General features: G+C 63.8%; 18 protein-coding genes and 1 riboswitch. Of the genes, 12 read left to right on the forward strand and 6 right to left on the reverse strand.

Going from position 1 to position 19947, the window contains the following annotated elements; all coding sequences use genetic code 11:
* Positions 1–65 precede the first annotated feature (65 nt).
* Positions 66–2156, reverse strand: a complete 2091-nt coding sequence (locus P7F60_RS13965; RefSeq protein WP_277918525.1) for a M3 family metallopeptidase — start codon at positions 2154–2156, stop codon at positions 66–68.
* A gap of 210 nt (positions 2157–2366) precedes the next feature.
* Between P7F60_RS13965 and P7F60_RS13970 the strand changes: the two genes are divergently transcribed.
* From P7F60_RS13970 to P7F60_RS13990, 5 genes are all read left to right on the forward strand, one after another.
* A complete protein-coding gene (locus tag P7F60_RS13970) occupies positions 2367–2792 on the forward strand; it encodes a hypothetical protein (RefSeq protein ID WP_277918342.1) in 426 nt (141 codons plus the stop codon).
* Positions 2793–3091: 299 nt separating this feature from the next.
* The gene (locus P7F60_RS13975; protein ID WP_277918343.1) at positions 3092–3553 is read left to right on the forward strand and encodes a MarR family winged helix-turn-helix transcriptional regulator; all 462 of its coding nucleotides are present in this window, start codon (positions 3092–3094) and stop codon (positions 3551–3553) included.
* Positions 3554–3682: 129 nt separating this feature from the next.
* The gene (locus P7F60_RS13980) at positions 3683–4372 is read left to right on the forward strand and encodes an OmpW family protein (RefSeq protein ID WP_277918344.1); all 690 of its coding nucleotides are present in this window, start codon (positions 3683–3685) and stop codon (positions 4370–4372) included.
* 63 nt (positions 4373–4435) lie between these two features.
* The gene (locus tag P7F60_RS13985) at positions 4436–5086 is read left to right on the forward strand and encodes a thiamine diphosphokinase (protein WP_277918345.1); all 651 of its coding nucleotides are present in this window, start codon (positions 4436–4438) and stop codon (positions 5084–5086) included.
* A gap of 5 nt (positions 5087–5091) precedes the next feature.
* Positions 5092–6921, forward strand: a complete 1830-nt coding sequence (locus P7F60_RS13990) for an ABC-F family ATP-binding cassette domain-containing protein (protein ID WP_277918346.1) — start codon at positions 5092–5094, stop codon at positions 6919–6921.
* A gap of 6 nt (positions 6922–6927) precedes the next feature.
* Here P7F60_RS13990 and P7F60_RS13995 read toward each other — a convergent pair whose 3' ends face one another.
* Entirely contained in the window at positions 6928–8706 is a 1779-nt protein-coding gene (locus P7F60_RS13995; protein WP_277918347.1) for an ABC transporter ATP-binding protein/permease, read from the reverse strand.
* 168 nt (positions 8707–8874) lie between these two features.
* Here P7F60_RS13995 and P7F60_RS14000 point away from each other — a divergent pair, with 168 nt between their 5' ends.
* From P7F60_RS14000 to P7F60_RS14025, 6 genes are all read left to right on the forward strand, one after another.
* Positions 8875–9711 carry a MoxR family ATPase gene (locus tag P7F60_RS14000; RefSeq protein ID WP_277918348.1) on the forward strand — a complete coding sequence of 279 codons (837 nt, stop codon included), beginning with the start codon at positions 8875–8877 and terminating at the stop codon, positions 9709–9711.
* A 29-nt stretch (positions 9712–9740) separates the two neighbouring features.
* A riboswitch (SAM riboswitch) is annotated at positions 9741–9818 on the forward strand.
* A gap of 56 nt (positions 9819–9874) precedes the next feature.
* Positions 9875–10798, forward strand: a complete 924-nt coding sequence (gene metA / locus P7F60_RS14005) for a homoserine O-succinyltransferase (RefSeq protein WP_277918349.1) — start codon at positions 9875–9877, stop codon at positions 10796–10798.
* Complete coding sequence (locus tag P7F60_RS14010) at positions 10788–11252, forward strand: GNAT family N-acetyltransferase (protein ID WP_277918350.1); 465 nt, start codon at positions 10788–10790, stop codon at positions 11250–11252. Before metA ends, P7F60_RS14010 begins: the two co-directional genes overlap by 11 nt.
* Positions 11252–12445, forward strand: coding sequence for a VWA domain-containing protein (locus P7F60_RS14015; RefSeq protein WP_277918351.1), 1194 nt, complete (start codon positions 11252–11254; stop codon positions 12443–12445). The genes P7F60_RS14010 and P7F60_RS14015 overlap by 1 nt, the downstream gene beginning before the upstream one ends.
* A gap of 91 nt (positions 12446–12536) precedes the next feature.
* Positions 12537–13553: an aldose epimerase family protein gene (locus tag P7F60_RS14020; RefSeq protein ID WP_277918352.1), complete on the forward strand. Its 1017-nt coding sequence runs from the start codon at positions 12537–12539 to the stop codon at positions 13551–13553.
* 97 nt (positions 13554–13650) lie between these two features.
* Entirely contained in the window at positions 13651–14082 is a 432-nt protein-coding gene (locus P7F60_RS14025) for a glyoxalase/bleomycin resistance/extradiol dioxygenase family protein (protein ID WP_277918353.1), read from the forward strand.
* Here P7F60_RS14025 and P7F60_RS14030 read toward each other — a convergent pair.
* The 4 genes from P7F60_RS14030 to P7F60_RS14045 form a co-directional block, all read right to left on the reverse strand.
* Positions 14048–15250 carry a GGDEF domain-containing protein gene (locus tag P7F60_RS14030; RefSeq protein WP_277918354.1) on the reverse strand — a complete coding sequence of 401 codons (1203 nt, stop codon included), beginning with the start codon at positions 15248–15250 and terminating at the stop codon, positions 14048–14050. The two genes, P7F60_RS14025 and P7F60_RS14030, sit on opposite strands and share 35 nt — an antisense overlap.
* 144 nt (positions 15251–15394) lie before the next feature.
* Positions 15395–16438: an NAD(P)-dependent alcohol dehydrogenase gene (locus tag P7F60_RS14035; RefSeq protein WP_277918355.1), complete on the reverse strand. Its 1044-nt coding sequence runs from the start codon at positions 16436–16438 to the stop codon at positions 15395–15397.
* Between the two features lie 70 nt (positions 16439–16508).
* The gene (locus P7F60_RS14040; protein ID WP_277918356.1) at positions 16509–16880 is read right to left on the reverse strand and encodes a DUF983 domain-containing protein; all 372 of its coding nucleotides are present in this window, start codon (positions 16878–16880) and stop codon (positions 16509–16511) included.
* Positions 16881–17067: 187 nt separating this feature from the next.
* Positions 17068–18408 (reverse strand): MFS transporter, encoded by a 1341-nt coding sequence (locus P7F60_RS14045; protein WP_277918357.1) that lies wholly within the window; start codon positions 18406–18408, stop codon positions 17068–17070.
* Between the two features lie 364 nt (positions 18409–18772).
* On the opposite strand from P7F60_RS14045, the gene cyoA reads away from it, so the two are divergent.
* A complete protein-coding gene (gene cyoA / locus P7F60_RS14050; protein WP_277918526.1) occupies positions 18773–19903 on the forward strand; it encodes a ubiquinol oxidase subunit II in 1131 nt (376 codons plus the stop codon).
* Positions 19904–19947: the final 44 nt, after the last annotated feature.

Consider the following 19947-nt stretch of genomic DNA (forward strand, 5'->3'; position numbering starts at 1 on the left):
CATTTGCGAAAGGGGGAAGCGCCGTATGGCAGCCATGCGCGTGCCCCCGGACTCTGTCGGAAGCTTCAGGCGTCGGAGCCGGAAAGCGCTTCCGTCATCACCAGGCCCTTCTTGCGCAGCATCGCATCCGGGCTCGGCAGCTTGCCGCGGAAAGCCTTGTAGGCATCCTCGGGATCAATGGAGCCGCCGGTCGAATAGATATTGTCCTTCAGGCGCTTGGCCATGGCGGGATCGAAGGCGTTGCCGGTTTCCTCGAAGGCGGCGAAGGCGTCGGCATCGAGCACTTCGGACCACATGTAGGAATAATAGCCGGCCGAATAGCCGTCGCCGGCAAACACATGCTGGAAGTGCGGCGTCGCGTGGCGCATGACGATGGAAGCGGGCATGCCGATCTCCTCCAGCACCTGCGCCTGGATCTCCATGGGATCGCCACTGCCGTCGCGCGTATGGAACGCCATGTCGACCAGCGCCGAGGAGGTGAATTCGACGGTGTTGAAGCCGGCATTGAAGGTGCGGGCGGCCAGCACCTTGTCGAGCAGCGCCTGCGGCATCGGCGCGCCGGTCTCGTAATGTACCGCATAATCCTTGAGGATTTCCGGCACCGTCAGCCAATGCTCGTAAAGCTGCGACGGCAATTCGACGAAATCACGCGAGACGCCGGTGCCCGAGACGCTGGGATAGGTGACATCGGAAAGCATGCCGTGCAGCGCATGGCCGAATTCGTGGAACAGCGTGCGCGCGTCGTCGAGCGACAGCAGCGCCGGCTTGCCGGGCGCGGGCTTGGCGAAATTGCAGACATTGTAGATGATCGGCAGCTCGCCGCGTGCGCCGTTCTTCAGCGGCAGCTTGTGCTGCGACTGGAACGAGCTCATCCAGGCGCCGGAACGCTTGGAGGAACGGGCGAAATAATCGCCGAGGAACAGCGCCACCAATCGGTCGTCGCGGTCGCGGATTTCGAAGACGCGGACATCGGGATGATAGGCGGGAATGCCCGGCTTCTCGACGGCGCGAATGCCGAACAGGCGTCCGGCGACATCGAAGCAGGCGGCGATGATCTTTTCGAGCTGCAGATAGGGCTTCAGCTCGGCCTCGGAGAAGTTGAAACGCTCGGCGCGCAGCTTTTCGGCATAGTGACGCCAATCCCAGGGCATGACCGGATGGTTGTGGCCCTCGGCGGCGATCAGGCCGGCAAGTTCACCCTCTTCCTGGCGGGCGCGGGAAAGCGCCTTTTCCCAGACGCCGGTCAGCAGCGCATTCACCGCCTCCGGCGTCTTGGCCATGGTATTGTCGAGCTTCAGCGCCGCGTAATTGTCATAGCCGAGCAGCCTGGCTTTTTCGGCGCGCAAGGCGAGCGTCTTCGCGACGATTTCCCGGTTGTCGGTCGCTGCGCCATTTGCCCCGCGCGACGCCCAGGCGCGAAAAGCCTGTTCGCGCAGGTCGCGTCGTTCCGAAAAGGTGAGGAACGGTTCGACGATCGAGCGCGACAGCGTCACCGCATAGGATCCCTCCGCGCCGCGCTCGGCGGCCGCGGCGGCCATGGCATCGCGCAGGAAGGCCGGCAGGCCGGCGAGATCGGCCTCGTCGGAAAGGATCAGCGACCAGTCCTTTTCATCGGCCAGCACATTCTGGCCGAAATTGGCCCCGAGGCCGGCCAGTTCCTCGCTGATGGCGGCAAGCCGTTCCTGCTCGGGCTTGGCCAGCTTGGCGCCGGACCTGACAAAACCCTTCCAGTGGCGCTCCAGCACACGCATTTCTTCCAGCGTCAGGCCGAGATCGTCGCGGCGTTCCCACAACGCATCGATGCGGGCGAACAGGGCGGCGTTCATGCCGATCTTCGAATAATGCCGCGACATCTTTGGCGCGATGTCGCGTTCCAGGGCCTGGATCGTCTCGTTGGTATGGGCGCCGGCCCGGTTCCAGAACAGCGCGGAGACGCGCGAGAGCTCGTCGCCGGCCACTTCCAGCGCCACGACCGTATTCTGGAAGGTGGGAGCTTCGGCATTGCCGGCGATGGCGTCGATTTCCGCCTCATGCGCCCTCAGCGCCGCCTCGAAGGCGCCGGCGAAATCGCCATCGCCGACGGCATCGAAACGCGGCAGGCCTTCATGGCCGTTCCAATCGAAAATGGCGGAATTGGTTTCGGTCACGGACATGATTCGCTCCTTCGGCCGGCATTGGATGTGGCTATATAAGCGAGGACGACGCGATTTCCCACCATGGCGGCATGGCTGCGCAATGTGCGCGTAAGAATTCCGTCCGATTTGCGGGCAAAAAGTCACCCATGAGAATTAACGATTTGTTAACGATTGACGCTGCGGCCCTCGAACCGCTAGATTCGCGTCAGATCCGTCCGAGGAATGTCCGCCATGGAGATCAATTCTTTACGTTCCTATTACAATTACGGTTTCAGGAACAATACGCGCACATCCAAGATCTCCGGCATCGAGATCGATACCACGGACGCGATTTCGCCTGCCTCGCATTCCAACGAGCAGAATGCCTCCAACCTGGATTTCTCCTCGATGACCCCGCGCGCCCTGCGCGACGTCGCGCGCGCCAGCCTCGACGACGGCGTCATCGACCAGGAGACCTTTTCGGTTCTTTCCCAAGGCCTGCCGATGGAGGCGGTCGACCTCAGCGGCCGGCTGATCGACCTTTCGCATGTCACCGACGAGACGCCCTTCGATTTCCGCAGCTATTTCGAAAGCCAGTTGAACCTCGCCCTGTCGATCGGCGATAGCAGGTTGTCGGATTCGCTGCGCCCGGTCGCTTCCTTCGTCGGCGCGGCCTGACGTTTTCAAAAAAAGCGGAGCCTGTTTTCCCTCAAGGAAATGCAAGGACAAAGCATTCGGCCTTTTCACGAGGTAATCTCAAGAAAAGCTGGACCGCCGTACTGACCTACAGTATGGCGACGCAACCGACTTTGAGGTGGGTTTTGGCGCTCGTATGCGGGAAAACCGCTGAAGCATCCTGGAACGGCTCCAAAACAGTTGCAAGTCGGTTCAAGTCGGACAAGACTTGCTTTGGGGAAAACAAGATAGGGGCCTTTAGCGAGGGTGGCATGCCGCCCGGTCGCCGGGACTTGATGACAATGCCGAACAACATCACGCCAAACGCCCTGGGTTTCCTGATCGCCGATAGCGCCCGTCTGTTGCGCATGGCTTTCGAGAAGCGGATCGCCGGAGCCGGTCTCAACATCACCGCCGGCGAGGCTCGCACGCTGATGCAGGTCGCCGCCGTCAGCGGCAGCCGCCAGCTCGATATCGCCGCCCGCATGGGCGTCGAGCCGATGACCGTCTGCACCTTTCTCGACAAGCTGCAGGCCGAAGGACTGATCGAACGCCAGCAGGATCCGGCCGACCGCCGCGCCAAGAAGATCGTGCTGACGCCGCGCTCGGATACTATCGTCCAGGCGATCAACGACGAGATCGAAGGCCTGCTCGCCGAAGCGACGCAAGGCATGAACGACGACATGCGCAGGAGCATGGAAGGCGCGCTGGTGAAACTGCGCGACAATCTTCAGAAAGGCGAGCGCGGCGCGCGCGAGGCCTGAGCGCTTGATAACCGGCAGCGACGAAAGGTCGCGGCCTTTCCCGCCGGCGTTTTGATCCATCTCAAACCCTGTGGCGCCTGTCGTCTTATGTCTCGACCGTTACGATTTCGTTCGATCAAGGAGAGACACATGAACGACAAGGGTTCGATCCTCAGGGCAGCGCTGGCGGCGGCGACCCTTCTCGCCGGCAGCGGCGCGGCATTCGCGGCGGACATGGCTCCGGTCTCCGAAGCGCCGGTCGCCGCCGAGACCATCAGCGCGAAAAGCCCCTGGCAGGTGCGCCTGCGCGGCCTCGGCGTCATCACCCGTGACTCCGGCTTCGTCGATGGCATCGCCGGCTCCGGCCTGTCCTTCTCGGACACCGCCATTCCGGAACTGGATTTTTCCTATTATTTCACCGACAACATCGCCGCCGAACTGATCCTCGGCACCACCTATGCGAAGGTTTCCGGTGAAGGCTCCATCGACGGGCTCGGCGAGGTCGGGAAGACCTGGCTGCTGCCGCCGACCCTGACGCTGCAATATCATTTCACCGATTTCGGCGCGTTCAAGCCCTATGTCGGCGCCGGCGTGAACTACACGATGTTCTACCACCAGAAGGGCATCAACGCCTCGTCGCTCGACGTCAAGAACAGCTTCGGCGCCGCCCTTCAGGTCGGCTTCGACTACATGATCGACGATCACTGGGGCGCCAACGTCGACGTGAAGAAGATCTTCCTGCGCCCGGACTGGGAAGGCACGCTCGGCACGACGCCGATCAGCGGCAAGGCCAATCTCGACCCGTGGCTGGTCGGCGCCGGCGTCACCTACCGCTTCTGATGCGGCGGGCCACGGCGGGAAAGGCTTTCCCTTTCCCGCCGCTTTGGGTTATGGGCTTTGCCAATGACCCATTCCACCTTCGCCATCCTGCTCGGCGGCATGCTGACGCCCAATCCGCGGCTTGCCGCAACGCTTGACGGCGCGCGCGTGATCGCCGCCGATGGCGGCATGCGCCATGCCCGCGCGCTCGGGCTGACACCGGAACTCTGGGTCGGCGATTTCGATTCCACCCCCGCCGAACTGCTGGCCGAATGGCCGGACGTGCCGCGCCTGCCCTATCCGGCCGCCAAGGCGGCGACGGATGGCGAGATCGCCGTCGGCGAGGCTTTGACACGCGGCGCGACCCGCATCCTGCTGGTCGGCGCGCTGGGCGGCGATCGCTCAGACCATGCCTTCCAGCTCTATCTCTCCGCCATACGTCTTGCCGAGGACGGCCTCGACATCCTCATGACCTCGGGTGAAGAAGAGGCGATGCCGTTGCTGCCGGGGCAAAAAAATCTCGACCTGCCGGAGGGCGCGCTGTTTTCGGTGCTCGGCCTCACCGCGCTCGATGGCCTCACCATCGTCAACGCCCGCTATCCGCTCGATAATTTCCACCTGCCCTTCGGCTCGTCGCGCACGGTTTCCAACGTCGCCAACGGCCCGGTGGCGGTGACGCTTCGTTCCGGCAAGGCGCTGATCCTTGCCCGCCCCTTCGATTTTTCAGGAGCCTGAGCCCCATGGCGCCGCCCATTCTCAAACTCGACGACATCCACCTCAGCTTCGGCGGCGCGCCGCTGCTCGACGGCGCCAATTTCCAGCTCGAACCCGGCGACCGCGTCTGCCTCGTCGGCCGCAACGGCTCGGGTAAATCGACGCTGATGAAGATCGCCGCCGGCATGCTCGAGCCGCAATCCGGCGAAGTCTTCCGCCACCCCTCCGCCACCGTGCGCTACCTGCACCAGGCCCCGGATTTCGAGGGTTTTTCGACTGTGCAGGCCTATGCCGAGGCCGGCTTGGGTCCGAGCGACGATCCCTACCGCGTCGCCTATCTGCTCGAACATCTCGGCCTTTCCGGCGAGGAAGACCCGAAAAACCTCTCGGGCGGCGAGGCGCGCCGCGCCGCCCTTGCCCGCGTCATGGCCCCGGAGCCGGATATCCTGCTGCTCGACGAGCCGACCAACCATCTCGACCTGCCGACCATCGAATGGCTGGAAGGCGAATTGCAGAAGACCCGCAGCAGCCTCGTGCTGATCTCGCACGACCGCCGCTTCCTCGAAAAGGTCTCGACCGCGACCGTCTGGCTGGATCGCGGCCAATCGCGCCGCCTCGACCGGGGTTTTGCCCATTTCGAAGCCTGGCGCGACCAGGTGCTGGAGGCGGAAGAACTGGAACAGCACAAGCTCGGCAAGGCGATCGAGCGCGAGGAGCACTGGCTGCGCTACGGCGTCACCGCAAGGCGCAAGCGCAACATGCGCCGTCTCGGCGAATTGCAGCAGATGCGCGCCGATTATCGCGGCCACAAGGGACCGCAGGGCACGGTGCAGGCGAGTGCGGCCGACGCCCGCGAATCCGGCAAGCTGGTGATCGAGGCGGACAAGATCACCAAGACCTATGGCGAGCGCACCATCGTCGCGCCGTTTTCGATCCGCGTGCATCGCGGCGATTGCATCGGCCTCGTCGGCCCCAACGGCGCCGGCAAGACGACGCTGCTGAAAATGCTGACCGGTCAGCTCGAACCCGATAGCGGCACCATCCGCCTCGGCACCAATCTCGACATCGCCACCCTCGACCAGAAGCGCGAGGATCTGAACCTCGACGACACGCTCGCCCATTATCTCACCGACGGGCGCGGCGAAAACCTGCTGGTCAATGGCGAGCAGCGCCATGTGACCGGCTATATGAAGGATTTCCTGTTCCAGCCGGAACAGGCGCGCACGCCGATCTCCAGCCTCTCCGGCGGCGAGCGCGCGAGGCTGATGCTGGCCCGCATCCTCGCCCGGCCCTCCAACCTGCTGATCCTCGACGAGCCGACCAACGACCTCGACATCGAGACGCTCGACCTGTTGCAGGAACTGGTCTCGGGCTATGCCGGCACCGTCATCCTCGTCAGCCACGACCGCGATTTCCTCGACCGCACCGTGACCTCGACCATCGCCCCCGCCGACCCGGAAAGCCCGGATGGACGCTGGATCGAATATGCCGGCGGCTATTCCGACATGCTGGCGCAGCGCAGGGGTGCAGCCGAGGAAAGGCGCAAGGCGGAAAAAGCCGAGAAGGCGAAAGCCGCAGACAGCGCCCCGGCCGCATCCGCCGACGGCGCGAAATCCAAGGGCAAACTGTCCTACAAGCAGAAATTCGCGCTCGAAAACCTGCCGAAGGAGATGGCGAAGAGCGAAGCCGAGATCGCCAAACGCGAAGAGCGCATGGCCGATCCGAACCTGTTCTCCAAGGATCCCGCCGCCTTCAACAAGCTCGCCGCAGAGCTTGAAAAGCTGCGCGACGGCCTGACCCGCATGGAAGAGGAATGGCTGGAACTGGAAATGCTGCGCGAGGAATTGGAAGGATAATTCCTTTTATGCCGGCTGCGGCACCGGCTCGGCGCCGTTGGTCACTTCCAGATGCAGGATACGCGGCCGCGTGGCGGCAATGAAGGCTTCGGAGCGGCCGATATAGATGATGCCGACCCGGTCGAGGCTGGCAAGCGCCGAGGACAGCCGCTCGGCGACCTCCGGTTCCAGCCCTTCCAGCGTATCCTCGAAAACGATCCAGTCGGCCGGCGTCAGCAGAATGCGGGCGACCGCCAACGCCACCTGCTGCTCGCGGTCGAGCTGGCGGTCCCAGCGCGCGGCGACATCGAGGCGCGGGATGAGCTCGGCAAGCCCCACCCGCTCCAGCGCCGCCGCGATGCGTTCGTCGCCATAGGCATTGGCCTGGACAGGAAAGGCGATGGCATCGCGCAACGGCGCCTGCGGCAGATAGGACACATAGGGCACGAACAGCATATGCGCCTTTTCCGGCAGCACGATCGTCCCCGTCCAGTCCGCCCACCAGCCGGCCAGCGCCGCAAACAGCAGGCGGCGGTTGGCGCCGGGATCGCCGTTGACGACGATACGCTCACCGGGGCGGATGACGATATCGGTCTCCTTGAGGCGAAAGCTGCCCGAGGCCTGCCCGGCCGAGACCGCGACATTGCGCAGCACCACGGCATCCTCGTCCGCCTGGGCCGGATGCTTGCAATCGGCGGCCGGCGGATGGGTTTCCATCAGCACCAGCGCCTGGCGGAAATTGGCGACCCGCATCAGCGACGCCTTCCAGTCGGCGATGGTGCTGAAATTGTCGACATACCAGCGCAGCGCCGTATAGACCTGGTTGAAGGCGCCGACCGCCATCATCAGCCCGCCAAAGGTCAGATCCCCGGAGAAATAGACGGGCGCGGCGATCAGGATCGGCGCGATGATCGTCAGCCAGCCATAACCGGCCGAAACCCAGCGCAGGTTGGTGGTGGCCATGGCCAGCTTGCCCATGGTCTTCAGGATGGCGGAGATATCGCCGTCGATGCGCCGGCGCTCGGTCTCCTCGCCCTGTTGCAGAGTGATCGCCGTCAGGTTCTCGTTGGCGCGCATCAGCGAGGTCCGCAATTGCGCTTCCTTGGCGTAGCGCTCGGCGGTCAGCGCCGGCAGGCTGCGCCCGACGACGGTGCTGAGCAGCGAAGCCGAGCCGGCATAGAGGAAGACGGCCCAGACCATATAGCCGGGAATGGCGAGCGGCTGTCCGTGAAAGGTGACCGAGAATCCCGAGGACAGATCCCAGAGCACCCCGACGAAGCTGACCAGCATGATCGTCGATTGCGTCAGCCCGATCGCCAGGCTGGTGGTGATATCGGACAGATGCGCCGAATCCTCGTGCAGGCGCTGGTCCGGATTGACGCCGAGGATGCCGGCGGCCGAAAGCCGGAGCGCCCGGCGCGGATAGAGCCATTGGCCGAGCAGGTCGCGCGTCAGCCCGTCGCGCATGCGGATCGCCAGGATCTGGTTCACCCAGGTCTGCCCGACATTGAGCAGCAGCAGGACGCCGGCGATGACGGCGAAGATCCGGAGTTGATGCAGGAAGCCGGAGAGATCACGCCGCTCCAGCGAATCGTAAAAGGTGCCGTTCCAGTCGTTGAGCAGCACCTGCACGAAGGCGGTGGCGAGGATGATGGCGAGGATGAGCGTCCAGAAGAAGATGAGGCGGCTGCGAACCGGCGAACCCCACAAGGCCCGCAGCATCATGCGGATCTGCGACATGAAACCGATGGCCGGCTCGCCGGTATCGGCGTTGTGGCGCTCGGATGCTGCTTCGTCATTCGCCATGGAGTTCGTTGTCTTCCGCCTGAATCCCTCATGTATAGGACAGGCATCTTGTGTGAAGGTGGTTTCATTGCGGCGGCGGAAATTTTTTAAGGGCCGCGATTTCCGGTTTCAGGGCTTATGCGCTAGGGTGCCGCCGATTTTGCTTTATCGTATCGCCCAAGGGGTCACATGCAGTTTCAGGGTACGGATGCCTATATCGCCGACAAGGATCTGATGGTCGCGGTCAATGCCGCCATCAGGCTGGAGCGGCCGCTTCTGGTCAAGGGCGAGCCCGGCACCGGCAAGACCGAGCTGGCGCGGCAGGTGGCCGCAGCGCTTGGCCTCGACCTGCTCGAATGGAACGTCAAGTCGACGACCAAGGCGCAGCAGGGGCTTTACGAATACGATGCCGTCTCGCGCCTGCGCGACAGCCAGCTCGGCGACGAACGCGTCAACGACGTCGCCAACTACATCCGCAAGGGCAAGCTCTGGCAGGCCTTCGACGCGGACGAAAAATGCGTGCTGCTGATCGACGAGATCGACAAGGCCGACATCGAATTCCCCAACGACCTGCTGCAGGAACTCGACCGCATGGAATTCCATGTCTACGAGACCGGGCAGACGATCCGCGCCCGCCAGCGGCCGATCGTCATCATCACCTCCAACAACGAGAAGGAATTGCCGGACGCCTTCCTGCGCCGCTGCTTCTTCCATTACATCCGCTTCCCCGACCCGGATACGCTGGCCCGCATCGTCGAGGTGCATTATCCCGGCATCCGCCAGCAGCTGCTCTCCAGCGCGCTGACCACCTTCTACGAGATCCGCGACACGCAGGGGCTGAAGAAGAAGCCGTCCACCTCGGAGGCGCTCGACTGGATCCGCCTGCTGGTCGCCGACGAGATCGATCCGGCCGACCTGCGCGGCTCGGCGAAGAATGCGCTGCCGCGCCTGCACGGGGCGCTGTTGAAGAACGAACAGGACGTGCACCTGTTCGAGCGCCTCGCCTTCATGGCGCGCCGCGACTGATCCTTGATTCTTGCCGCGCCGGAGCGTATCTAGAACATCGTGGTGATTTGGCCGGCCGGCTTGCAGCCACGTTAAATAAGTCGCTAAAGGGCCGTGCGTCACGGACCGGTTAGCGTTTTATTCGCGCGGCCGGTTTTTCTTGTTTTGAACGAGTGACAGCACGATGCCCATCAAGATCCCCGATACCTTGCCCGCCTTCCAGACCCTCGTGAACGAGGGCGTGCGGGTGATGACCGAGACCGTGGCCGTCCGCCAGGACATCCGCCCGCTCCAGATCGGGCTCCTGAACCTCATGCCGAACAAGATCAAGACCGAGATCCAGATGGCGCGCCTGGTCGGCGCCAGCCCCTTGCAGGTGGAATTGTCGCTGATCCGCGTCGGCGGCCACAAGGCCAAGAACACCTCCGAGGAGCATCTCCTGTCCTTCTACGAGACCTGGGAGGAGGTGCGCCACCGCAAGTTCGACGGTTTCATCATCACCGGCGCGCCGGTCGAAACCCTCGACTACGAGGACGTGACCTACTGGAACGAGATGCAACGCATCCTCGACTGGACTGTTACCAATGTCCATTCGACGCTGAACGTCTGCTGGGGCGCCATGGCCGCCATCTATCATTTCCACGGCGTGCCCAAGCATCTGCTCAAGGAAAAGGCGTTCGGCGTCTATCGCCATGTGAACCTGAAGCCTTCCTCGGTCTATCTCACCGGCTTCTCCGATGATTTCGGCGTGCCGGTCTCGCGCTGGACGGAGGTGCGCCGCGCCGATGTCGCCAAGGTGCCGGGTCTGGAAATCCTGATGGAATCGAAGGAGATGGGCATCTGCCTGATCCATGAGAATGCAGGCAACCGCCTCTATATGTTCAATCATGTCGAATATGATTCGACCTCGCTTGCCGACGAGTATTTCCGTGATGTCGATGCCGGCGTGCCGATCAAGATGCCGCACGACTATTTCCCGCACAATGATGCCAGCCTGCCGCCGCTCAACCGCTGGCGCAGCCATGCGCATCTGTTCTTCGGCAACTGGATCAACGAGATCTACCAGACGACCCCCTACGATCTCGAGGAGATCGGCAATGACAGGTGAGAGCATGATCGAACTTCACATCCGCTCCATCGAGGCGAAGGACGAGGCGGACTGGCGCCGCCTCTGGACCGCATACCTCGCCTTTTACGAAACCGTGCTGCCGGAGGAGATCTACGTCTCGACCTTCGCGCGGCTGCTCAGCGGCGCGCCGAACGAATATCGCGGCTTCATCGCTTTCGATAACGGCCGCGCCGTGGGGCTGGCGCATTACCTGTTTCACCGCTCCTGCTGGCATATCGACAATGTCTGCTATCTCCAGGATCTGTTCGCCGATCCGGACGTGCGCGGCAAGGGTGTCGGCCGGGCGCTGATCGAGGCGGTCTATGGCGCGGCGCAAGCTCAGGGATCGAAGGAGGTCTACTGGATGACGCAGGAATTCAACGCCACGGCGCGCAGGCTCTACGACCGAATCGCCGAAAAGACGCCCTTCCTCGTCTATCAGCGGAATTTCTGATGTTCCTGCCCTTCTTCCTGCGGCTGAAAGCAGTGGGCGTGCCGGTCACGCTCCGGGAATTCCTGCTGCTTCTCGAAGCGATGAAGACGGGCATCGCCGATTTCGACATCGAGGCCTTCTATTATCTTGCCCGCACGGCGCTGGTGAAGGACGAGCGTTTCATCGATCGCTTCGACCGCGTCTTTTCCGAAAGTTTTCAGGGGCTGGAAGCGCTGGCGGGCACGCCCGGCCAAGCCGGCCCCTCCCCGCGCGACCTGCCGGAAGACTGGCTGCGGCGGCTGGCGGAAAAGCATCTGAGCGCCGAGGACAAGGCGCTGGTCGAAAGCCTCGGCGGCTTCGACAGGCTGATGGAAACGCTGCGCGAACGGCTGGCCGAGCAGAAGGGCCGCCATCAGGGCGGCTCGAAATGGATCGGCACCGCCGGCACCTCGCCCTTCGGCGCCTATGGCTACAATCCCGAGGGCGTGCGCATCGGCCAGGAGGGCTCCCGCCATCGCCGGGCGGTGAAAGTCTGGGACCGGCGCGAATTCCGCAATTTCGACGACACGGTCGAGCTCGGCACCCGCAACATCAAGGTGGCGCTGAAGCGGCTGCGCCGCTGGGTGCGCGACGGCGCCGCCGACGAGCTCGATCTCGCCGGCACCATCCGCGCCACCGCCGAGCATGGCTATCTCGACGTGCAGACCCGGCCCGAGCGCCGCAACGCCGTCAAGCTCCTGATGTTCTTCGATGTCGGCGGCTCGATGGACGACCACGTCCGCGGCGTCGAGGAGCTGTTTTCAGCGGCGAAGGCCGAGTTCCGCCATATGGACTCTTTCTATTTCCACAATTGCCTCTACGAGGGCGTGTGGAAGGACAATCGCCGACGCCGCGCCGAGATCACCCCGACCTTGGACATCATCCGCACTTTCGGCCCCGATTATCACGTCGTCTTCGTCGGCGACGCCGCCATGAGTCCCTATGAGATCAGCCATTCCGGCGGCTCGGTCGAGCATTGGAACCCAGAGGCCGGCGCCGTCTGGCTTTCCCGCATGACAGGCCATTTCCGCAAATGCATCTGGCTGAACCCGATGCGGCAGGAGCATTGGGGCTATACCACCTCGACCGGCATGATCCGCGCGCTGATGGGGGGACAGATGTATCCGCTGACGCTCGGCGGCCTCGACCGGGCGATGCGCGCCTTGTCGAAATAAAGCCGGTTGCAGTCGCGGCCAAAGCGACGCATCTTGCGCCCCGGTAAAGAAGCGCGAGGCGCTTCAGGAAAGAGTCGATAGCAGGCGATCCATGAGCAGCGAACGGGAAATTTTCGGCACGACGGCGAGCGGCGAAACGGTCTACCGGGTGGAGCTGCGCGGCGGCGGCCTGCGGGCCAAGGTCTTGACCTGGGGCTCGGTCATCCAGGATCTGCGCCTCGACGGCCACGCGCCGCCGCTGGTGCTCGGTTTCGAGAGTTTCGAGCCCTATCCGCTCCATTCTCCCTATTTCGGCGCCAGCCCCGGCCGCAACGCCAACCGCATCGCCAATGGCCGCTTCATGCTCGACGGCCACGAAGTCCAGCTCGACCGCAACGAGCGCGGCGTCACCCACCTGCATGGCGGCACCGGCAATATCGGCAAGAGCAACTGGTCGATCGCCGATCTCTCCGAAGACCGGGTGGTGCTGCGCATCGTCGACCCCGCCGGTCGCGCCGGCTATCCCGGCAATTGCGAGATCACCGCCACCTATCACCTGCGCGACGACGGCGTGCTCTCGGTGATCTACGATTCGACCACCGATGCGCCGACCCCGGTCAATGTCTGCCAGCATTCCTATTTCAATCTCGATGGCCGCGACGATGCGCTCGGCCACGACCTGATGATCGCCGCCGACCATTACCTGCCGACCAACGAGGCGCAGGTGCCGACCGGCGAACTGCGCCCGGTCGTCGGCACGCCCTTCGATTTCCGCCAGATGAGCCCGATGAAGCGGGTCGAGAACGGCGAGCAGGTGCTGTTCGATCATAATTTCTGCCTGTCGCGCGCCCGCATGCCGAAGCGCCCGGTGGCGCTGGCCCGCAGCCTCAATTCCGGCGTGACCCTGGAGGTGCGCACCAGCGAACCCGGCGTGCAGTTCTATGCCGGCTTCAAGGTCAACGCCCCCGTGCCCGGCCTCGACGGCCGGCGTTACGGGCCGTTTGCCGGCTTCTGCCTGGAGACCCAGGTCTGGCCGGATGCCGTCAACCATGCGGATTTCCCGCCCTCGATCCTGCGACCCGGCGAAACCTTGCGCCAGGAGACGGATTACGTCTTCTCGAAAAGCTGAAAATTTTTTGACGCGCCTGTCGGAAACGCGGCCACCGGGACGTCTTCAAGTGATCAGGACGGCGAGGATTGCCGCCCCTGGACACCAGGAGACGAACATGACCGAGACCACCGATCCGAAAACCGCGCCCTATCCGAACCCCAAGGTGCTCGGCGGCGTCGTGCCTTACCTCACCGTCGACGGCGCCCGCAAGGCGGCGGAATTCTACCGGAAGGCCTTCGGCGCCGAGCTGGTCTACGCCTATCCGGACGACGACAAGGGACGCACCATGCATGTGCATCTCTACGTCAACGGCAGCTCGATCATGCTGAGCGACGCCTTTCCCGAATACGGCCATCCGCTCACCGCTCCGCAATCCTTCGCGCTGAACGTCATCGTCGACGATATCGACGCCTGGTGGGAGCGCGCCGTCGAGGCGGGCGCCGAGCCGCTGATGCCGGTCGAAAAGATGTTCTGGGGCGACCGCTTCGGGCAGGTGCGCGATCCGTTCGGCGTCATCTGGAGCATGAACGAACCGGCGAAAAGCTGACGCCCTTGCCGGCCGCACCGGCCCCCCGCTCGGCGCCGACCAGCGACACCACCCGGTTGCGCCCTTCGGTCTTGGCCGCATAGAGATTGGCGTCGGCGCGGACGATCGCGTCATGGACGCTGCGGTCGCCGGGTTCGGCGACTGCACAGCCGAAGCTCGCCGTTACCTGCCGGTCGATGCCGATCGCCGGCCAGCCATGCGAGGCGACGGCCAGCCGCAGCATGTCGGCGAGCACGCCCGCCTCCGTCAGCGCATAGCCCGGCAGGCAGATGACGAATTCCTCGCCGCCGAAACGCGCCGCCAGCGCCTGCGCCGGCAAATAACGGGTCAGGATAGCGGCGATGGCGACCAGCACCTTGTCGCCCTGCGGATGGCCGAAAGCATCGTTGATCTGCTTGAAACGGTCGATATCGCAAACGATGACCGCGCCGGAAAATCCGCCCCGCCCGCTTCGGTCGGCCAGCGCCTGCTCGAAGCCGCGCCGGTTGAGCATGCCGGTCAGCGCATCGCGCTCCGCCGCATGGCGATAGCGCGCCAGCACGTCGAGCGCAACGGTGGCGAGCGCCGTCAGCGCCAGCAGCAGGCTTATGGCGCTCGCCGTTGTCTGCATGATCGCCGCATAGTCGGATGTCGCAAAGTCCGCCATGTCCGCCGGCACCCGCGCCAGGAGCAGGAAGATGTTGCGTAGCACGGTTTCGAGGATCACCATGCCCGCCAGCCCCAGCAACACGACATCCAGCCAACGGCGTGGATGGCGGACGCTGAGCACCAGCGGCACGAACAGCAGCAGCACGGTGACGAAATCGTTGAACAGCAGTTCGAGTTCGAGATCGCCAGCGACGAGATCGGCATAGACGGCGGCGGCAAGCCCGGCCAGCGCCAGCCCGCCGCGCAGCAGCCGGTAAGTCGGGCGCCGGAAATGCTCCAGCATCGCCTGGCCATAGAAATAGAAGGCGCCGATGAACAGCGCATCGCAGATCAGCGCCACCGCCGGGATCGGCAGCCAAAAGCGCAGAGACGGACCGGCGAAGGCCGCCGCCGCCAGCCCGTAGCCGATGCCCCAGGAAAGCGCCGGCCTTCGCTCGTAGCGCGCCACCAACAGGAAGGCGCTCCCGAAGGTCAGGAGAATGAAAGGCAGCAGAAAGGCGAAATTATCGGCGGCTTCCATCGGTCGTCCCGGCTCGTCGGCGGCTCGATGCGAGCCATGCTGCACTGCCACCGTAGACCGGGCGTCTTAAGAAATGCAAAATGGCCCGCGGCAAGACGGTCGTTGCCGCGGGGAGATCGATATCGAAATGGGACAATGGCCTTTTCAGTCGAGCACGATCTGCAGCTTGACGTCGTCGGGCCGGCCTTCCACCGCCCGCTCGAAAGCCTTGATCGACTCCTCGAAGGAGAAGGTTTCCGAAATCAGCGGCTTGAGATCGACGCGGCCCGAGCCGATGAGCGCGATCGCCCGCTCGTATTGATGGGCATAGCGAAAGACCGATTCGACGCGCAATTCCTTGGTCGACATGGTCGAGACATCGAAGGCGATCGGCTGCACCGGCATGCCGACCACGACGATGACGCCGCCCGGACGCGGCAGTTCCATGATTGTTTCCCAGGCCTTCGGCGCGCCGGAGCATTCGAAGACGACGTCGGCGCCCCAGCCGTCGGTCAGGCGGGAGATTTCCCCGGCAAGGTTCTTCTCGCGGATGTTGACGGGGATCACGCCCTGGTAGCGCGCGGCGATGTCCAGCTTCGGCTGGGCGAGATCGGCGATGACGACGCGTGCGCAGCCGCCGGCGAGTGCTGCAATCGCCACCATGGTGCCGATCGGCCCGGCGCCGAGCACCACAGCGGTGTCGCCGGGTGTGATCTTCGCCTTGGTCGCCGCCTGCATGCCCACCGCGAAGGGCTCGACCATCGCGCCCTCGGCAAAGCTGACATTGTCGGGCAGCTTGAAGGTGTAATTGGCCGGATGCACCACATGCGCCGTCAGCACGCCATGGATCGGCGGCGTCGCCCAGAAGGTCACGGCCGGATCGACATTGTACATGCCCAGCCGGCTCGCCTTGGAGTTCGGATCGGGAATGCCGGGCTCCATGCAGACGCGGTCGCCGACCTTGAGATGCGTGACGCCTTCGCCGACCTCGACCACCGTGCCGGCCGCCTCATGGCCGAGCACCATCGGCGCCTCGACGACAAACGGGCCGATCCTGCCATGCGTATAATAATGCACGTCAGAACCGCAGACGCCGACGGTGTGGATCTTGATCTTCACCTGGCCCGGACCGGTGTCGAGCGGCAGGTCGATATCGCGAAGGGAAAGTTCGTTTTGACGTTCGAGAACGAGGGCGCGGACATTTGCCATGAATGGTTCCTCCAAATGTTCGCAACCTATACAAATTCGGCGCGAAAATCGATTCCCCTCAGGCGGATTTTCAGCGCGCCAGCTTGCCCTCTTCGGCCTTGTAGAAATACTGGCTGGCCACCAGCCATCCCTTCAATGGCCGCAGCGGCGGAATACAGGTCGCAAGCATGAACGGCAGGGTGATGACCAAATGCGCCCAGAGCGGCGCCGAGAACGCCACTTCAAGCCAGACCCCGAGCAGCACCGAAGGCACGCAGGCGAAGCAGATGACGAAGAAGGCCGGGCCATCGGCCGGATCGGCGAAACCGTAATCCAGCCCGCAGACCTCGCAGGACGGCCGCATCGACAGGAAACCCTTGAAGATATGGCCCTGACCACAGCGCGGGCAGCGTCCACGGATGCCGGTCTGCATCGGGGGTAGAGGGGGCCACTGGCTTTCCATGACGGTTTCTCCTGTCATTGACGGCGTATCATGCATACAATTACATGAATGATTGCAGTCAATCAAATAGGAATTCCGCAAATCGGCGTCGATAGGCCAGATTGACGCAGCCAATGGATGCCGCACAGCGGCGGAAACAAAAAGGGAGCCCGGAGGCTCCCTTGTTATTGATCGCTGATTGACCGGATCAATTGTCCTTGCGCCGTACCGGCAGGCGTTCGCTGACGAACAGCGCCAGGATGGTGCAGATCGCACCCGACAGCAGATAATAGCCGACGAAGGGCAGGCCGAATTTGCTGGACAGCGTCAGCGCCACCAGCGGCGCGAAGCCGGCGCCGATCAGCCAGGACAAATCCGAGGTCAGCGCCGCGCCGCTATAGCGATAGCCGAGGCTGAAGCGCGAGGAGACCGAGCCGGCCGCCTGGCCGAAGGACAGGCCGAGCACGCCGAAGCCCATGATGACGAAGGCGTCCTGCCCGCCATTGCCGGAGCCGATCAGCCACGGCGCCAGGAAGCTGAACGCCGCGATTAGGATCGCCGAAACGAAAAGTTGCGCCCGGCGACCGATCATGTCGGCGATCGGCCCGGAGACGACGATGGCGGCGATGCCGACCGCAGCACCTGCGACCTGCACCAAAAGGAAGGTGCTGGTCGACTGGTTGCCGAACAGGGTCATCCACCCCAGCGGGAAGATGGTGACCAGATGGAACATGGCGAAGCTGGCGAGCGGCACGAAGGCGCCGATCAGGATATCGCGGCCATGGACACTGACGACATCGACGACCGAGCGCGCCTCGAGCTCGTGCTGCTCGAGCAGCGTGCCGAATTCCTGGGTCATGACCAGGCGCAACCGGGCAAAGAGCGCCACGACGTTGATGGCAAAGGCGACGAAGAAGGGATAGCGCCAGCCCCAGCTCAAGAAATCCTCGCTCGACAGGCTGGCGACCAGATAGGCGAACAGGATGCTGGCCAGCGCGAAGCCGATCGGCGCGCCGAGTTGCGGGATCATTGCATACCAGCCGCGGCGTTTGTGCGGCGCATTGAGGGCCAGCAGCGAGGCGAGCCCGTCCCAGGCGCCGCCCAGCGCGAAACCCTGGCCAAGCCGGAACAGCGCCAGCAGCGCCACCGACCACATGCCGAGCGTCTCGTAACCGGGCAGGAAGCTGATCGCAGCCGTCGAGCCGCCGAGAACGAACAGCGCGATCGTCAGCTTGGTGCCGCGTCCGTGGCGGCGGTCGATCTCCATGAACACCACCGAGCCGATCGGACGGGCGATGAAGGCCAGCGAAAAGATCGCGAAGGAATAGAGCGTCGCCGTCAGCCGGTCCGGCGCGAAGGGAAACATCACCTGCGGGAAGACCAGCACCGAGGCGAGTCCGTAGACGAAGAAGTCGAAGAATTCCGACATGCGCCCGATGATGACGCCGAGCGCGATATTGCCCGGCGAGACATGCTCTCCGGCATGCATGCGGCGGGCGTCGCGTTCGAGAGCGGACGACGTCGGCCTCAGATTCGTTGCAGCGGTCATATCGACAAACGCCTCCTCATTCAGCAATGCCAGCGTCAAAGCATCGCAGCCACGATGGTTCAACAAAGCGGAAAGCATATCAAGCCCGCTTGCGTCAAATAGTTCATCAAATTCATGCGCGCGGCAATTTGCCCGATTATGGCGTGTCTCTCTGGCGATCTGCGCGATTCCCGATATATTGGCTTTCGTCAAGCCGCGAACCCGGGCGCGGCGCGGCCAGAACTCCGGATCCAAGCGTTCCGAGAGACGATTTCGCATTGCGACAGCGATGCTGCACTGCGACCAAAGACCTCATATCCCTCGCCGCGACGATGCATTAGTCGCGGTCTGACCGATTGAAGAAGAGCTTGGACCCGTGAGAAGCCTGTCGAAGATTTACCGCTTTGCCCTCCTCCTGCCGCTGCTGATGCTGGCCGGCTGCAATCTGGTGGTGATGGCGCCCTCCGGCGACATCGCCGCGCAACAGCGGGACCTGATCCTGGTCTCGGTCGTCCTGATGCTGCTGATCATCGTGCCGGTCATGGCGCTGATCATGCTGTTCGCCTGGCATTACCGCCATACGAACACCGAGGCGCATTACGATCCCGACTGGCACCATTCCACGGCGCTGGAAGTGGTCATCTGGTCGGCGCCGCTGGTCATCATCATCGCGCTCGGCGCCGTTACCTGGATCAGCACCCACAAGCTCGATCCCTACCGGCCGCTCGACCGCATCGATGCCGAGCGCCCCGTCCCCGCCGGCGTCAAGCCGCTGACGGTGGAGGTCGTGGCGCTCGACTGGAAATGGCTGTTCGTCTATCCCGAGTTCGGCATCGCCACCGTCAACGAGATGGCCGCCCCCGTCGACAGGCCGATCGATTTCAAGATCACCGCCTCCTCGGTGATGAACTCCTTCTACATTCCCGCGCTCGCCGGCCAGATCTACGCCATGCCCGGCATGCAGACCAAGCTGCACGCCGTCATCAACCAGCCCGGCGAATTCGACGGCTTCTCCGCCAATTACAGCGGCGAAGGCTTTACCCATATGCGCTTCAAGTTCCACGGGTTCGACGCCAAGGGTTTCGACGACTGGGTGGCCCGCGCCAAATCGCAAGGCACCGCGCTCAATCGCGACACCTACCTCAAGCTCGAAAAACCGAGCGAACGCGAGCCGGTGCGCTACTATGCCAGCGTCGAGAACGGCCTCTTCGACGCTATCCTCAATCTCTGCGCCCAGCCCGGCAAGATGTGCATGAACGAGATGATGCATATCGACATGAAGGGCGGCGCAGGCAAGGAAAGCGCCGAAAACCGCGAGAGGCTGCAATACGACAACCGCCATGCCGAGCAGGGCGAGAAAGCCCCCGCCGCCACCTTCCCGGCGACCGGCCAGCCTGCCTTCAGCGACGAGAAGCCGGAGGGCACCGGCACCCAGTCCGGCGGGCACGAGGGCCATTCGATGCCCGGCATGGATCATGGCGGCGATCCGGCCCCGGCCCAGCTCAATGCCGAATGACCGCAGACTTCGTGGCGCGGCACGCGTCGAGACGACATCAATGA

It is taken from the genome of Rhizobium sp. YJ-22 (genome assembly GCF_029601685.1).
Classification (GTDB): Bacteria; Pseudomonadota; Alphaproteobacteria; order Rhizobiales; family Rhizobiaceae; genus Metarhizobium.

What these genes read in the sequence shown, in the direction of transcription:
- P7F60_RS14025 (WP_277918353.1), top strand. Translation starts at nt 13,651, where the DNA reads ATGACCGAGACCACCGATCCGAAAACCGCGCCCTATCCGAACCCCAAG.
- P7F60_RS13990 (WP_277918346.1), top strand. Translation starts at nt 5,092, where the DNA reads ATGGCGCCGCCCATTCTCAAACTCGACGACATCCACCTCAGCTTCGGC.
- P7F60_RS13975 (WP_277918343.1), top strand. Translation starts at nt 3,092, where the DNA reads ATGCCGAACAACATCACGCCAAACGCCCTGGGTTTCCTGATCGCCGAT.
- P7F60_RS13980 (WP_277918344.1), top strand. Translation starts at nt 3,683, where the DNA reads ATGAACGACAAGGGTTCGATCCTCAGGGCAGCGCTGGCGGCGGCGACC.
- P7F60_RS14015 (WP_277918351.1), top strand. Translation starts at nt 11,252, where the DNA reads ATGTTCCTGCCCTTCTTCCTGCGGCTGAAAGCAGTGGGCGTGCCGGTC.
- P7F60_RS13985 (WP_277918345.1), top strand. Translation starts at nt 4,436, where the DNA reads ATGACCCATTCCACCTTCGCCATCCTGCTCGGCGGCATGCTGACGCCC.
- P7F60_RS14030 (WP_277918354.1), bottom strand. Translation starts at nt 15,250, where the DNA reads ATGGAAGCCGCCGATAATTTCGCCTTTCTGCTGCCTTTCATTCTCCTG.
- P7F60_RS14040 (WP_277918356.1), bottom strand. Translation starts at nt 16,880, where the DNA reads ATGGAAAGCCAGTGGCCCCCTCTACCCCCGATGCAGACCGGCATCCGT.
- P7F60_RS14035 (WP_277918355.1), bottom strand. Translation starts at nt 16,438, where the DNA reads ATGGCAAATGTCCGCGCCCTCGTTCTCGAACGTCAAAACGAACTTTCC.
- P7F60_RS14045 (WP_277918357.1), bottom strand. Translation starts at nt 18,408, where the DNA reads ATGACCGCTGCAACGAATCTGAGGCCGACGTCGTCCGCTCTCGAACGC.
- P7F60_RS14020 (WP_277918352.1), top strand. Translation starts at nt 12,537, where the DNA reads ATGAGCAGCGAACGGGAAATTTTCGGCACGACGGCGAGCGGCGAAACG.
- P7F60_RS13995 (WP_277918347.1), bottom strand. Translation starts at nt 8,706, where the DNA reads ATGGCGAATGACGAAGCAGCATCCGAGCGCCACAACGCCGATACCGGC.
- P7F60_RS14010 (WP_277918350.1), top strand. Translation starts at nt 10,788, where the DNA reads ATGACAGGTGAGAGCATGATCGAACTTCACATCCGCTCCATCGAGGCG.
- P7F60_RS13970 (WP_277918342.1), top strand. Translation starts at nt 2,367, where the DNA reads ATGGAGATCAATTCTTTACGTTCCTATTACAATTACGGTTTCAGGAAC.
- metA (WP_277918349.1), top strand. Translation starts at nt 9,875, where the DNA reads ATGCCCATCAAGATCCCCGATACCTTGCCCGCCTTCCAGACCCTCGTG.
- P7F60_RS14000 (WP_277918348.1), top strand. Translation starts at nt 8,875, where the DNA reads ATGCAGTTTCAGGGTACGGATGCCTATATCGCCGACAAGGATCTGATG.